General features: G+C 74.5%; 12 protein-coding genes. 4 read left to right on the forward strand and 8 right to left on the reverse strand.

Going from position 1 to position 14,121, the window contains the following annotated elements; genetic code table 11:
* The first annotated feature begins 51 nt into the window (after positions 1–51).
* Both ABT048_RS14550 and ABT048_RS14555 read left to right on the forward strand, forming a co-directional pair.
* Positions 52–1,410, forward strand: coding sequence for an MFS transporter (locus tag ABT048_RS14550; protein ID WP_350521699.1), 1,359 nt, complete (start codon positions 52–54; stop codon positions 1,408–1,410).
* A gap of 9 nt (positions 1,411–1,419) precedes the next feature.
* Entirely contained in the window at positions 1,420–1,899 is a 480-nt protein-coding gene (locus ABT048_RS14555) for a macro domain-containing protein (protein ID WP_350521700.1), read from the forward strand.
* 79 nt (positions 1,900–1,978) lie between these two features.
* On the opposite strand, the gene ABT048_RS14560 is transcribed toward ABT048_RS14555, so the two are convergent.
* On the reverse strand, positions 1,979–2,518 hold the full coding sequence (locus ABT048_RS14560; protein ID WP_350521701.1) for a GNAT family N-acetyltransferase: 540 nt from the start codon (positions 2,516–2,518) through the stop codon (positions 1,979–1,981).
* 183 nt (positions 2,519–2,701) lie between these two features.
* Here ABT048_RS14560 and ABT048_RS14565 point away from each other — a divergent pair, with 183 nt between their 5' ends.
* Positions 2,702–3,502 (forward strand): TetR/AcrR family transcriptional regulator, encoded by an 801-nt coding sequence (locus tag ABT048_RS14565; protein WP_350521702.1) that lies wholly within the window; start codon positions 2,702–2,704, stop codon positions 3,500–3,502.
* Between the two features lie 121 nt (positions 3,503–3,623).
* On the opposite strand, the gene ABT048_RS14570 is transcribed toward ABT048_RS14565, so the two are convergent.
* Positions 3,624–4,904, reverse strand: coding sequence for a GNAT family N-acetyltransferase (locus ABT048_RS14570; protein ID WP_350521703.1), 1,281 nt, complete (start codon positions 4,902–4,904; stop codon positions 3,624–3,626).
* 40 nt (positions 4,905–4,944) lie between these two features.
* A complete protein-coding gene (locus tag ABT048_RS14575) occupies positions 4,945–5,466 on the reverse strand; it encodes a GNAT family N-acetyltransferase (protein WP_350521704.1) in 522 nt (173 codons plus the stop codon).
* Positions 5,467–5,595: 129 nt separating this feature from the next.
* Between ABT048_RS14575 and ABT048_RS14580 the strand changes: the two genes are divergently transcribed.
* Positions 5,596–5,919, forward strand: coding sequence for a hypothetical protein (locus ABT048_RS14580; protein ID WP_350521705.1), 324 nt, complete (start codon positions 5,596–5,598; stop codon positions 5,917–5,919).
* A gap of 51 nt (positions 5,920–5,970) precedes the next feature.
* Here the strand turns inward: ABT048_RS14580 and ABT048_RS14585 are convergent, their stop codons facing one another.
* From ABT048_RS14585 to ABT048_RS14605, 5 genes are all read right to left on the reverse strand, one after another.
* On the reverse strand, positions 5,971–7,362 hold the full coding sequence (locus ABT048_RS14585; RefSeq protein WP_350521706.1) for a C40 family peptidase: 1,392 nt from the start codon (positions 7,360–7,362) through the stop codon (positions 5,971–5,973).
* A gap of 239 nt (positions 7,363–7,601) precedes the next feature.
* Entirely contained in the window at positions 7,602–8,675 is a 1,074-nt protein-coding gene (locus ABT048_RS14590) for a hypothetical protein (RefSeq protein WP_350521707.1), read from the reverse strand.
* Between the two features lie 88 nt (positions 8,676–8,763).
* The gene (locus ABT048_RS14595; RefSeq protein ID WP_350521708.1) at positions 8,764–10,593 is read right to left on the reverse strand and encodes a threonine/serine exporter family protein; all 1,830 of its coding nucleotides are present in this window, start codon (positions 10,591–10,593) and stop codon (positions 8,764–8,766) included.
* 210 nt (positions 10,594–10,803) lie between these two features.
* Positions 10,804–11,457 carry a DedA family protein gene (locus tag ABT048_RS14600; protein WP_350521709.1) on the reverse strand — a complete coding sequence of 218 codons (654 nt, stop codon included), beginning with the start codon at positions 11,455–11,457 and terminating at the stop codon, positions 10,804–10,806.
* A gap of 286 nt (positions 11,458–11,743) precedes the next feature.
* On the reverse strand, positions 11,744–14,107 hold the full coding sequence (locus tag ABT048_RS14605) for a hypothetical protein (RefSeq protein ID WP_350521710.1): 2,364 nt from the start codon (positions 14,105–14,107) through the stop codon (positions 11,744–11,746).
* Between the last annotated feature and the right edge of the window lie 14 nt (positions 14,108–14,121).

Below are 14,121 nucleotides of genomic sequence, written 5' to 3' on the forward strand. Positions count from 1 at the left end.
GCTGCCGCGAGGCTGTGGGGCATCCCCCCTTCTTCCTGTTCAGGAGCCCGATTGCCCCCGCGCGCCGTCCCCGCCGGTCCCCGCCCCGCCCGTATCTCCTACCGGCGGCTGTTCGCGGCCCCCGGCGCCGCCGCCTTCACCCTGGCCGGGCTGTTCGGCCGGGTCGCGCTGTCGATGACCGGCGTCTCGCTGGTGGTGCTGCTCTCCGAGCGGCGCGGCTCGTACGGGCTGGCCGGGACGGTCTCCGCGGCCGGACTGGTCACCGGCGCGATCGGGATGCCGCTGATCGGACGGCTCGTGGACCGGTACGGGCAGGCGCGGGTGACGGTGCCGGCCGCGCTGTACAACGCCGTCCCGCTCACCGGGCTGCTGCTCTGCGTCCGGTTCGGCGCGCCGGACTGGACGCTGTACCTCTGCTCCGCGGCCTGCGCCGCCACGCCCAACCTCGGCGGCATGGCCCGCTCCCGGTGGGCGCACCTGTACCGGGACGACCCGGCCGCCCGGCACCTGGCCAACTCCTTCGAACAGGCGCTGGACGAACTCTGCTTCATGGCCGGGCCGGTGCTCGCGATGCTGCTCTGCACCACGCTCGCCCCGGAGGCCGGGCTGGTCACCGCCGGCACGCTCGGCACCGCCGGCGCCCTGCTGTTCGCCGCCCAGCGGCGCACCGAACCGCCGCTGCCCCCCGCCACGACCGCGCGGCGGACGCCGGCCGGGCAGCGGCACGGCTCCCCGCTGCGGGTGCCCGGGCTGCGCGTCCTGGTGCTGACCTTCCTGGCGACCGGCATGGTCTTCGGCGCGACCGAGATCACCACCGTGGCGTACGCCGACGCGCTGGGGCACAAGGCGGCGGCCGGCGCGCTGCTGGGCCTGGTCGCGGCCGGATCCTGTGTGGCGGGGCTGCTGTTCGGGTTGCTGACGCCGCGCCGGGCGCCGGGCACGCGCTTCCTGGCGGGGGCGTCGGCGATGGTCGGGGTGCTGCTGCTGCCGCTCGCCGCCGGGCTGGGCGGAGCCGGGCTCGGCGTGCTCGGGGTGGTGCTGTTCGCGGCCGGCACGGCCACCGCGCCGACCATGGTGACCGGGATGACGCTGGTCCAGGAGCTGCTGCCGCAGCGGCAGTTCAACGAGGGGATGGCGATGGCGGTGTCCGGCATCGTGGTCGGCATCTCGGCCGGCGCGGCGCTCGCCGGAACGATCGCCGAGCACGCCGCCCCCGGCACCGGCTACGCGCTGCCCGCCTCGGCCGCCGGGCTCGCGCTGCTGATCGCGCTCGCCGGTCGGCGACACCTGCGGACAGCCCGGCCGTCGACGGCGGCTCCGGAGGACTCGGCCCCGGAGGGCGCGACTCCGGGTCGCGCGGCTGACGCCGCGGCGAAAAATCCCGAGCGGGTTGTCAGTGCCTCCGTCTAACTTCGAGTCATGGCGGAAATCACCTACGTCCGAGGCGATGCCACCACGCCCCTCGGCAAGGGCGTGAAGGTGATCGCGCACGTCTGCAACGATCTCGGCGGCTGGGGCAAGGGCTTCGTGCTCGCGCTCTCCAGACGCTGGCCCGAGCCCGAGGCCGCGTTCCGACGCTGGCACCGGGAGCGGGCGAAGAACGACTTCGGCCTCGGCGCCCTGCAGTTGGTGCAGGTCGAGCCGTACGTCTGGGTGGCCAACCTGGTCGGCCAACGCGGCATCCGGACGGGGCGCTCCTCCGGGGTGCCGGTCCGGTACGAGGCGATCGACACCGGGCTGGCCGCCCTGGCCGAGCACGCGCTCGGGCTCGGCGCCTCCGTCCACATGCCGCGGATCGGCTGCGGACTGGCGGGCGGGCGCTGGGCGAAGGTCGAGCCGCTGGTCACGGCCCGGCTGGCGGCGCGCGGCGTGCCCGTGACCGTCTACGACGTCGACTGACCTCCCCGCTCGGGGCCCTTCCCGGCCCTGAGCCCCGTCCCTGAAATCCCGAACTCCGCCCCTGTCCCCGTCGGCCCGGCTACGACTCCGACCGACCCGGCCAGGCGTACACGTACTCGGGCAGCAGGAAGCCGCCCGGGAAGACACCCTCCTGTGCCCGGACCCGCACGGCGCCCTCGCGCTCGTAGAAGGCGATCGCGCGGGTGTTGTCGCGCAGCACCTCCAGGAACAGCTCCGCCCCGGGGTGCCGCTCGGCGACGAAGGCACGGGCCGCAGCCAGCAGCACGCGGCCGATGCCGCCACCAGTCAGACCGGGGCGCACGTGCAGGTTGTCGATCAGCACCCGGCCGTCCGGCTGCGGGACGAGGTAGACGAACCCGGCCGGCTCCCCGTCCCGTTCGGCCACCAGCAGTTCGGGCGTGTTCTCCGGCTCGCCGTAGTCCGCGTCCAGGCGCAGCTCCCACAGTTCGCGCCGCTGGCCGACCATCCCGTCGCCGAGCGCCTCCTCCGGGACGATCCCCAGGTAGGCGGTACGCCAACTGTGGGCGTGCAGCTCGGCGATCGACTCCGAGTCCTGCGTCCCGCCGCGCCGGATGACGACCTCTCCTGCCCTGATCATGTGACCACCCTCCCACACAGATGGAGTTGAACATGTTCAACCGAAGCGTCTACAGTTCTGCCAACCTTTTGAACGTGTTCGAATCACGGGGGGTGGTGGTCGTGGCACCGGGTACGGAGGGGACACCCGGTGCCACGAACACCGACACCGGCTGGAACCTGGTCTCCGGCTAGGCTCGTTCCCGTGGACGACCTGGCAGCGACGAACCGAACGGACGGCGAGAACGGTACGGCCGAGGACTCGGCCGCGCCCGGCACGGAGGGCGGGCCCATGCCCGGCGGCCGGGCGCAGCCGAAGACCGACAAGAGTGAGGCGACCCGGGCGCTGATCCTGGAGACGGCCATGCGGCTGTTCCAGGAGCGGGGCTACGAGAAGACCACCATGCGCGCCATCGCCACCGAGGCGGGCGTGTCGGTGGGCAACGCCTACTACTACTTCTCGGCGAAGGAATTCCTGATCCAGGGGTTCTACGACCGGATGACCTACGACCACGCGGAGGACGCCAGGCGTCGCATGGCCCACACCCGGGACTTCTCCGAGCGGCTGCAGATCGCGCTCACCTCCTGGCTCGACACCGCCGCGCCGTACCACGAGTTCTCCGCGCAGTTCTTCCGCACCGCCGCCGACCCGACCAGTTCGCTGAGCCCGTTCTCCAACGAGTCCCACCCGGCCCGGGCCACGGCGGTCGCACTGTTCCGCGAGGTCCTGCAGGGCTCGGAACTGGCGCCCAAGCTGGACGCCGAACTGGTCGAGCTACTGCCCGACGTGCTGTGGCTGCACCTGATGATCGTGGTGCTCTACTGGGTCTTCGACCGCACCCCGGACACCGAGCGGACCAGGGAGTTCGTCCGGCGCTCCACGCCGCTGGCGGCCCGGGTGATCAACCTGTCGCGCTACCGGGTCTTCCGGCCGATCGTCCGGGACGCCAAGGGCCTGATCCAGGACTTCATCCTGCCGACCATCGGCAAGACGGCCGTCAAGTAGCGGCCGACGGAGACGAATCGGAGACGACGGAGGCCGGCCCCACGGCGGGGCCGGCCTCCGTCGCGTCCCGCCGGATTCCCGGGATGTCGCGTCCCGGCGGATCGGGGGTGATCGATGCGGCTCAGAAGTTGTCCGGGTTCCAGGCCTGCAGCGGAGTGCGCAGCAGCAGGTCCGCTGCGGCGGCCGCCCCCGGGCGCAACTCGGTGACCAGCGCAGCAGCGGCCAGTCTCGGGGCCGTCTCCGCGCCGAGGTAGAGCGAGCCCAACTCCGTCGCCCCGAGGGCGAGGTCGGCGTCGTCCGTGGTGCGGGTGCAGCGGCCGGTGCCGTCCGCAGCGGCCTCCAGCGCCCAACGGCCGGACGCGAAGCCGAGCTTGTCGTCGACCTCCAGCACCACCCGGCCGGGGGCGGCGTACGTCCGGGCGGCGAAGGCGGCCTCGACGTCCAGCACGCGCAGCCACAGGTAGTCCGAGCTCTCCTCGTGCGGGGTGGCCGCGCGCCGGTCCCGGAGCAGCAGCGGCAGCGGGTCGTCCGGGGAGGCGTTGGCCACCGCGATCCGGGCCACCCAGTCGACGGAGAACAGGAAGCGCCAGAGCTCGACCGTGGTGGGCAGGTCGAGGGCGGTGAACTCCTCGACGGTGAGCGTGCAGTCGGGGTAGTCGCCGTCCCACTTGTCGTCGACCCGGTAGACCACCAGACCGGTGACCGCGCCGTCGGCGTCCCGGTGGACGGCCGCGAACGGCTCCTTGAAGTCGAAGCCGGGCACCCGGAGCTCGCCGGTGCTGCGCTGCCACCACAGCTCGTCGCGGTCGATCGCGCCCGGCTGGGTACGCCGCCAGCGGTCGTGCAGGCCGGGGCCCAGTTCGCGCAGCTCCGCCATGGTGACGAAGTCGATCCGGCCGCCGGGGACGCCCGGCAGGCCCTCGCGCAGGCCGCGGGCGCGGCGCAGGTCGACCCGGAAGCCGGCGCCCCGGGTGGCCGGGCCGAAGCCGAACCGGCCGTAGATGCCGTACTCCGCGGCGATCAGGATGGCGACGGCCGTACCGCGCCCGGCGGCGGCCGCGAGGTCCCGGCGCATCATGGTGCTGAGCAGGCCCCGGCGGCGGTGGGTGGCACTGACCGTGACGTGGCTGATGGCGTCGGCCGTGATGACGGCCCCGCCGGGGACGGTCAACTCGGCGTCGAAGCTGCGGAAGGTGGCGATCTGACGGTCGCCGTCGAAGCCGGCCAGCAGCCGGCCCGGCTGCCACTGCCGACGGCGCACGTCCGCCGCGCTCGCCACGTGCGGGCGCAGGAATCCGAGGGCCAGCGCGCGGTCCCAGGCCGGCACCTCGTCCTCGGAGACGGCCCGAACCCGGAGCCCGTCCACGGTGTCGACGGTCGCGTGATCGATGCTGTTGCCCATGGGGCCACGGTACGGCGGCCCCCCGGCGGCAGCACCCGATTTATTCCGTGTCCGACCCGACGTGCTCCCCCGGCACCACCACCCAGTGGTTGGTCCGCAGGACCCGGTCCGCGAAGCCCAGGTCCCGCTCGCCGAGCAGCCGGAAGCCCAGCGCCCGGCAGATCCCGTTGGACGGGCCGTTGGCCACCCCGGGGTTGGCGTGCACCTCGCCCCAGCGGCCGTCCGCGGCCGCGGCGTCCAGCACCCGGCGGACGGCCCGCTTGGCGAGCCCGCGGCCCTGGTAGGCGGGCAGCACCATCCAGCCGATCTCGGAGACCGTCTCGCCGTCCTCCTCGCCCGACCAGAGGTTGACCGTGCCCGCGGCCTCGCCGTCCCCGGAGCCGTCCGGGACGATCATCTTGACCCAGCAGCGGTCCGCCGCCGCCTCGACCACGTCCTTGCGCAGCCGCTCCTCCACCCGTTCCCGGGGCAACGGCCCGCCCAGCTCGGCCATCATCACCGGGTCGCAGCGCATCCGGATGTAGGCCTCGACATCCTCCGCCCGAACATCGCGCAGCAGCATGACGCCTCCTCAGAACGGTCGAGCGGCCACGCTAACCCCGACCACCGACATTGGTGGCGGGGATCGCCTTCCTGCCATCCTCGTGCCCTCATCCACGTGACGGACGGACGATCTCCCGAGGGGGGAGCCATGGACGACGAGTACCTCCGCAGGCTGAAGGAGTACGAGGGCCGGAGCACCACGGTGAAGGCGCTGGGCGCACTGACGGTCGCCGGCTGGCTCTGGGCGGCCTGGCTGCTCCTCTCCTCGGCCGGCGGGGACTGCGGCTCCCCGGCCTTCTACGCGCCGGGCAGCTTCCACCTGCAGGAGGTCTGCGACTCCGAGGTCATCGGCCGGATCGGCGGGGCGGTCGCGGTCGTCCTGCTGACGCTCCCGCTCTGCGCGGCCTGGATCTGGACCGGCCTCGGGCTGCGCGCCCGCCGGGAGGAACTGGGCGTCCTGCTCGACCGATGACGCGATCGGTGATCACAGCCGGTGCTCGCGGCCGGTGCTCACGGCCGGTGCTCACGGCCGGGCGTAGAAGTCCGGGGTGCCCATGATCCAGAGGCTGGCCTGCTTGATCGGCATGCCCGCCCGCGGGGCCTCGATCATCTGGTCGTCGCCGATGTAGAGCCCCACGTGGTAGATGTCGGCGGCCTGCCCGGTGTCCGTCCAGAAGACCAGGTCCCCGGGGCGCAGCTGGCGGTAGCCGATCCGCGTGCTCTGAGCGTACTGGTCGGCCGCGAAGTGGTTGAGCTGCCGACCGCCCTCGCGCCAGGCCATCATGGTCAGCCCGGAGCAGTCGTAGCCGCCCGGCCCCTCGCCGCCCCAGACGTAGGGCAGGCCGATCTTGGACTTGGCGAAGGCGACCGCCGCGGCCGCGCCCTCGGCGGACCACGGCCGCTCGGCCGGCGGTTCGGCGGACGGCATCGCGGACGGCTCGGCGGAGAGCTCGGCGGACGCCGGTGCGGGCGGAACGTCGGGCGCCGGTGCGGGCGGGAGTGCGGGCGCCGGTGCGGCCGGTTCGACCGGCGGCACGGCGGAGGCCTTGGCGGCGGCTGCCGCGGCGTCGGCGGCCTCCGCCTCCCGGGCGGCCTGCTCGGCGGCGGCCCTGGCTGCGGCCTCGGCCTCGCGGGCGGCGATCGCCTCCAGCGCCTCGCGGCGCCTGCGTTCCAGCTCGACGGTGGTGTTCCGGGCGCCGGCCAGCTCGGTGAGCAGCTGCTCGCGGTGCCGGGTGGCGGCGGCCACCTCGCCCTGCTGGGCGGCCAGCCGTTCCTCGGCCCGGGCCCGGGCCGCGCCGACCTCGGCGGCGGCCTTCTCGGCTGCCCCGGTGGCGGTGCGGGCGGCGGCGGAGGCGCTCCGGGCGACGGCGGCCGTGGAGGTGGCGGCGTCCAGGACCTGCCGGGTGCGCTCGCTGGCCTGGCGGACCGCGGCGGCGCGGTCACCGGCCTCGCGCGCGCCGTGGGAGCCGAGCAGCGCGTTGAGCGCGGACAGTTCGGCGCCCGCGCCCTGACGGTACGTCTCGGCGGCGAGCCGGGCGGCGTCCTCGGCGGCGGCCGACCGTTCGGCCTCGGCGACGGCGGCGCGCCGCGCGGCGGCGCTCTCCTCCGCCCGGGCCCGGGTGAGGGCGAGCCGGGCGCCGTTGTAGGCCTCGATGGCGTGTCCGGCGCTGCGCCCGGCCCGGTCCAGGTCGGTCCGAGCGGCGGTGAGCGCCGTCTCCAGAACGGCGACCGAGGAGGCCTTGCCGTCGGCCTCGGCCCGAACGCGGTCGATCGCCCCGGTGCTCGGGTACGGCTCCTCGCCCCGGGCCCGGCCGGCCGCCGGATCGCCGTCGGCCGCGACGGCCTGGGCGGTGGGGAGCAGCCCGAACAGGGCGGTGAGCGACAACAGGAGGGTCGGCAGGAGCCTGCGCGCCACGCGACGTCCCTTCTCACGGGTCCGGAGGGGACGGCGGCGGACGGCGCACGGCGCACGGGCGGCGGGCGGCCGGGCGGCAGGGAGTCCGACGAATCATCCCCTCATGTGACAGAACGGTCACATGGCGTCATGTTCTCAATTCCGGCGGCCTGCGCATCGGCAAAGCGCTCCGCCGGTCGAGTGACCATCAGATGATCCGATCCGAACGCGACTCCGGCCGGACGGCCGCGGTGCACGAACTACCGGCGGACCCGACGGGTGTGCGTCCGCAGCCGGGGGTGTCGCTCGGGACGGCGCTCCAGCCCGGTCGGACCGACGGCGTAGGTCCGGCTGCGCCCGGCCCGGACCGTACGGCGGCGCTGCTGCGCCCGGTGGGTGCGGACCGGACCGGCCGTGGACGTCTGGCCGTCCCCGGTCGGGGGCTTGGCCGTGGCGCCGGCGGCGGCCGCCGAGCGGCGGTCGGCCAGCCTGGCCCGGCGGCGGGCCAGCCCCCGCGCGGCGTGCGCATCGAGGTGGGCGGTGGCCCGGGCGGCCATCCGCTCGGCGACCCGGTGGGCGGCGGGGTGGTTGGCGGGCACCTTGTCGGGGGCGCCGGCGATCAGGTCGAAGAGCCAGGTGCGGGCCCGGTCGGCGCGCCGGTGCAGCAGGCGCTCGCGCCGCAGCGCGCGCGCCCGGCGGCGGGGGCGCGCGGAGTACCGCCAGCGGGCCCAGGGGCTGCTCGGCCGGGCCAGCCGGATCGCGCCGATCCAGGACAGACCGGGGACCATGATCCCGAGCAGGCCGGTCCACATCTTCCCCTTGATCAGGGTGATCACCGAAGCCAGCGCGTTCACCGAGATGACCGTGATCAGGCCCCACCTGGTGTCCTCGCCGGGCAGCGCGCCGAACGGCACGTACCCGATCAGCAGCAGGGCGGTGAACAGGATCCCGAAGATCACCGCGTCCACCGACTTGCGGCCCTGCTCGCTCCAGTACACGTCGTCCAGGTGCAGGATCAGCGCGAACTCGTCCAGCACCAGGCCGCAGCCGATGCCGAAGGCCAGCCCGAACCAGTCCATCCACGGCTGCCCGCCGTAGGTCGCGAACACCCCGATGCCGCCGAGCAGCAGGAAGCCCAGGCCGAACACCATGTGGTGGATGTGCAGGCCGCCGGGGGTCACGTTGCCGGGCCACCAGCGCACCTGGGCGCGGATCATCCGGACGCTGAACCGGATGAAGACGAACGACGTGATGAAGCCGACCAGCAGCAGGAACAGCGGTTGCTTGTGCGCGTTGACGATGTGCTCGCGGTAGCTGTCCAACAGTGTGGTCATGCGACTTACCTTCGTTCCTGGTCCTGCGTCCTGCCTGCGGTGACATGGCCCGGGGCCCAACGGGCCGCCAACACGGGTCAACGCACGGTCAGAACCCCCGGGTGCGCTTGGCCGCCCGGCGCGGCACCGCCGGGTAGAGCGACGGGAGCTCGGCACCCACCGGCAGCTTCAGGAACAGCCGGGCTATCTCCCCGCCGAGGTTCACCCCGACCGCCAGCGCCATCGCGATCGCCGCCGCCCGGAAGACCGACACCAGACCGGCGCTGGAGTGGCCCTGCGCGAAGGCGAGCATCCCGAGGTAGAGCGCCGAACCCGGCATCAGCGGGCCGATCGCGGCGGTCACGTACGGCAGCGCCGAGCCGTTGCGGTAGCGCGCCATCAGCTGCCCGAAGAGACCGACCAGGCCGGCCGCCACGCCGGTCGCCGCGATCGGGTTGACGCCCGCGTTGTAGACCAGCGCGCCGTAGCTGGCCCAGCCGATGCCGCTGTTGGCCGTGACCAGGGCGAGCGTGCGGCGGTCGGTCTGCAGCAGCATCGCGAAGGCCAGGGTCAGCACCATCGCGGCGACCATCTGCACCGGCGGGTAGCTGATCCCGACCAGGCTCTCGTCCGGCCGGAGCTTCGCCTCGAAGCCGACGCCCAGGTAGAGGATCACCATGACGCCGATCACGATGCCCGCGACCAGGTAGATCACTTCCAGCAGGCGGGCCGCGGCGGTGATGTAGAAACCGGTCAGGCCGTCCTGCACGGCGGCCACCAGGGCGCGCCCGGGCAGCAGGGCGAACAGGCCACCGGTGATCACGACCGAGCCGCGCAGGCCCCAGTCGTTGAAGGACAGGATGATCCCGGAGGCGGCGGCCGGCATCGCGGCCGCCACGAACTGGTAGAACTCCGGCAGCCGGCGCCGGGCCAGCCCGGAGGCCATCCGGTCGCCCAGGACGGCCGCGATGAAGGCGCTGGCGAAGACCAGCCAGGCCTTGTCGTCGAGCCGGCCGCCGACCAGGAAGGTCGCCGCACCGGCCAGCAGACCGGTGGTCAGGGCGAGCAGCCAGGCCGGGTACGGGTGCCGGTTGCGGCGGATCAGGGCGAGCCGGCGGTAGGCGTCGTTGACCGACGTCTTCTCCGCGGTGATGTCCGCGACCAGCTCGTACACCGCGTTCAGCCGGGTGTAGTCGGAGGTGCGCCGACGCACCACGCGGTCGGCGGTGACCGGCGGCTCGACCAGCGAGGGCTGGTGCGAGATGCCGATCAGGGTGAAGGTCACCTGCGGCTCGCAGCGGTCCAGCCGGTAGGCGTGCGCGATGCCGAGCATCGCCGCCTCGACGTCCTCGGCGGCCTCACCGCTGGCCAGCAGCAGCTCGCCGAGGCGCAGGGTCAGGTCGAGGATGCGGGGGACGTTGCGGGCGGTGCCCGCCGAGGGGTGCAGCTCGCGGGCGGTCCGCTCGAAGGACGGGCGCTCGGACATCGGGGTGCGCAGCAGCGTGCGCATCCGGTCCGGCCAGGGCGCCTCGCCGGGCGCGCCGGCGGTCAGGTCGGGGATCGGGATGCCGGTCGGCGGGGTGTACCCGGCCGCCCGCCACTCCTCGGGCGTGAGGGTGTCCTCGGCGACCGAGCGGCGGCGGGCCGGGCGGGCGGCGCTCCCCGGGGCGGCCTCCCGGGGAGCCGCGGCCCGGTGGGCCGCCTCCCGGGGGCGCACGTCGACGGTGAGTTCCGGGTGCGGCTCGGCGGACGCCGGGGGCCCGGGGAGCGGCGCGGGCTCGACGGGCGGGGCGGGCTCGACGGGCGGGGTGGGCTCGGGTGCCAGCAGGCCCTTGGTCTCCGGGACGGGCGGGAGGAGCGGGACGACGGTGGTGTGTTCGACGGGCGGGGCGGGGTGGCCGAGCAGGCCCTCGGTGGGCGGGGCGTCGGCGGGGTGCACCGGCTTCGGGGGTGTCTGCCGCGCTTGGCGGACCGCCCGGCCTCCCCTCGCCCGCTTGCCCGCACCCGGTCGGCCCCGCTTAGGCACTTCCGCTCCTTGCCGCCCCTGGGGGCCACCGGCCACCCACCGCTCGATCTCGGGTTACACCTTGCCTGATCGAACAGCCGGACGCACATGTACGCGACGTCCCGTGGCCCGGGCCACGGGCGCCTACCCGGCGCGGTGGCGGGTGGCGGGTGCCGTGCCGGACCGGCGGGCCCGCAGCAGCTCGATCGCCACCGGGACCACAGAGAGCAGCACGATGCCCACCAGGATCGCCTCGATGTTGTCCCGAACGAACGGGATCTGCCCCAGGAAGTAGCCGAGCACGGTGACCCCGCCGCCCCACAGCACGCCACCGACCAGGTTGAACACGACGAAGCCGCGGTAGTTCATCCTGCTCACCCCGGCGACGATCGGGGTGAAGGTGCGGACGACCGGCACGAAGCGGGCCAGCACGATCGCCTTGGGCCCGTGCCGGTCGAAGAAGGCGGCGGCCTTCTCGACGTTCTCCTGCTTGAAGACCCGCGAGTCGGGGCGGCGGAACAGGCTCGGGCCGACCTTCCGGCCGAAGAGGTAGCCGACCTGGTCCCCGGCCACGGCCGCGGCCACGATCAGCACGCAGACCAGCCAGAGCGGCTGGTGCAGGTAGGTGCCGCCGGCCACCAGCAGACCGGTGGTGAACAGCAGCGAGTCGCCGGGCAGGAAGAACCCGATCAGCAGGCCGGACTCGGCGAAGACGATGGCCAGGATGCCGAGCAGGCCGAAGGTGGAGATCAGGGTGGTCGGATCGAGCCAGGACGGGCCGAGGGCGAGGCTGGTCACGGTGCGGGCACTCCCGGGGTCGAGTCTTGGCAATGCAACGGTAAAGCATTGACAAAGACTCGGGTGGGGGCCAGATAGTTCCCAACGGAAGCCGGGCCAGGACCGCACGACGGAGCCCGGCGCCAAGACCGCACGACCGAGCCCGGCGCCGGAACCGCCCGGCGAAGGCCGGAGCCGGGAATGCCCGCGGCCCCGGCGGGGCCCCGGAGGGCCGGCCCGCCGGGGCCGGGTGGTCGTACGGAGTCGAGCGGAGTCGTGCGAAGTCGTGCGAGGTCGCTACGACGGGTCAGAGGCCGTAGCGCTCGACGATCTCCTCGTGCCGGGCGACGTCCGCGCCGGCCGCCTCGGCCAGGGTCGGCCAGGCGAGCGGGTGCGGCCAGGTGCCGGTCAGCCGGTGCAGCAGGGCGTCGGCCTCGGCGGCCGAGGCGGTCGGCGGCACCCCGACGGCCGCGTAGATCCCCGGCAGCGTCGCGTCCTCGTCCCCGTCCGCCGGGTCGGTGATCCGGTAGTGGTCCCCGCTGTACGCCCACAGCGCGTAGCCGGACTCCTGCAGCCGCTCGCGCAGGGCGCCCCACGGTTCGTCGCCGGGCCAGCCGCCGTCGATCCAGTAGGTGGTGTACCCCGCCGGGTCGAGCATGGTGAGCAGTTCGAACACCGGGCGCCAGCGCCGCTGCTCCTCCTCCGGGGCGTCCTCGGCCGGCGGGCGCTCCAGCAGGGCCGGGGCGAAGACCACCACGTCGCCGTGGTTGAGCGTCAGGTCGTCGCCGAGCACCGGCAGGATGCGGGCGGTGGCCGGTCCGGTCCGCACCGCGGGCAGGTCGACCGTCGCACCGTTGGTCCGGGCCGCCCGGACGGTGACCAGCTGCCACTCCTCGTCCACCGGGCCCTCGGGCTCGTCGAACTCGATGTCGAGCAACGCCCCGGCGGAGCGCACCACGGCCCAGTCCCGGTTGGCACTGGCCGCGGTGATCAGGTGCCAGAGGTCGGGCTCCCGGACCACCCGGTGGTCCTCGTCGTCCGGGGCGCCCTCGGCGGGCAGCGCCCGCTCCAGCAGTTCCTGGTAGAGCCGCTGCGCACCGGCGTGGTCCCCCAGCTCGGTGGCGGCCCGGGCGGCGAGGCGCCGGGTGTTGAGCACCTCGTCGTCCAGCGCCAGGATCGCCTCGCACCGCTCCAGCACTTCCGTCCACCGGCTCTCGGCGGCGGCCCAGCGGGCGCGTATCCAGTGCCCGTCGGCCGGTGCCGTGGCGGCCAGCCGGTCGGCGAGGCGGCGCACGCCCTCGGCGTCCCGGGCGGCGATCAGCAGCTCGCCGAGCGTGCCGGTCAGCTCCCGGTCCTCCGGGTCCGTCTCCAGCCGCTGCCACAGCAGGTCGGCCGCGGCCCGGGCGTGGCCGAGGCCGCCCAGCACGGTGGCCAGGAGCACCGTCAGCCCGGTGGCGCCGGCCTGCTCACCCCGGTACCGGTCCAGGGCGACGGAGAGCAGGTCGGCGCCGGTCTCGAACGGCACCTCGGCCTCGGCCAGGTACGCCGTCAGCTCGCCCGGCGGGACGGGCAGCCCGGGCTCCGGAAGCGCCTCGGCGGCCGCGCGCAGGGCGGCGACCTCCGCGGACACGCCGTCGGTGCGACGCAACCGGGTGAGCTTACGCTCTCCGGTCGTGGCCAGCGTCAGCGCCACCGTGCGGGCGCCGCGCGCGACGGCGAGCCGACCCGCCGCCAGCATCAGGTCCACGCAGGGGCGGTGCGCACCGGCGTCGTCCAGGTACCCGACCCAGCCGGCCAGCACGGCACCCAGCTCGGCGTCGTTCTCCCACGCGCCGGCCGCGACCAGCAGCTCGACCGTCTGCGTCCAGGTGGGCCGCAGGTCGGCGTGCTGCTCGGCCTCGGCTCGCTCGGGGAGCAGGGCGAGCGCCTCGTCCGTGCGACCGAGTGCGGCGAGCGCGCGGGCCCGCAGCAGGGCGCCCCAGCGCTGGTCGCGCTCGTCCAGCTGCTGCCCCGGCTTCTGCTCGGCCCGCTCGGCGGTGTCCAGCAGCTCCAGCACCTCCTCGTACCGGCCGAGCAGGTGCAGGGTGCCGGCCCGGGCCTGGTGGAAGCGGAGCGAGACCCGCTGGCCGGCCGCGCGCATGCGGTTGGCGGCGCCGTCCAGGTGGTCGAGCGCCTCGGCGGCCCGGCCGTCGTCCTCCAGGGCGTCGGAGTACTCGCGGGAGAGGCAGTCGTAGCAGGCCCGGCCGGGCTCGATCCGCTCCAGCGTCTCGCCGACCACCTCCAGCCGCTCGGTCACGTACCCGGGCCCGTCGACCCGGGCGTGGCAGATCGCGAAGTCCTGCACCACGCAGACGGACTGCGGGCAGCCGGCCGTCTCGTCCCGGTGGGCGAACTCCAGCAGGTCGATCACCTCGGGCATGACCGCCTCGCCCTGCTGGCGCTTGTTCAGCAGGTTCTGCATCCGCCAGTGCCGCAGGTAGACCTCGACCCAGGGCAGGTCGAGCGACCGTGCGGCGGCGACCGCCTCCGGGTACAGCGCGTCCAGCTGGTCGTTGCGGCCCTCGGTGGCGTGCTCGGGCAGCTCGACGATGGCGTCGGCCAGCCGGTGGTGGCCGGCCTCGACCAGCTGCCGGTGGGCGTCCCGCACCCAGGACCAGATGTCGGTGGTCATGCTCGTTCCCCCTG

This window comes from Kitasatospora sp. NPDC096140, from assembly GCF_040303045.1.
GTDB lineage: Bacteria > Actinomycetota > Actinomycetes > Streptomycetales > Streptomycetaceae > Kitasatospora.

Coding starts and splice junctions, on each gene's coding strand:
- ABT048_RS14580 (WP_350521705.1), top strand. CDS start 5,596: ATGGACGACGAGTACCTCCGCAGGCTGAAGGAGTACGAGGGCCGGAGC.
- ABT048_RS14560 (WP_350521701.1), bottom strand. CDS start 2,518: ATGATCAGGGCAGGAGAGGTCGTCATCCGGCGCGGCGGGACGCAGGAC.
- ABT048_RS14575 (WP_350521704.1), bottom strand. CDS start 5,466: ATGCTGCTGCGCGATGTTCGGGCGGAGGATGTCGAGGCCTACATCCGG.
- ABT048_RS14605 (WP_350521710.1), bottom strand. CDS start 14,107: ATGACCACCGACATCTGGTCCTGGGTGCGGGACGCCCACCGGCAGCTG.
- ABT048_RS14570 (WP_350521703.1), bottom strand. CDS start 4,904: ATGGGCAACAGCATCGATCACGCGACCGTCGACACCGTGGACGGGCTC.
- ABT048_RS14555 (WP_350521700.1), top strand. CDS start 1,420: ATGGCGGAAATCACCTACGTCCGAGGCGATGCCACCACGCCCCTCGGC.
- ABT048_RS14590 (WP_350521707.1), bottom strand. CDS start 8,675: ATGACCACACTGTTGGACAGCTACCGCGAGCACATCGTCAACGCGCAC.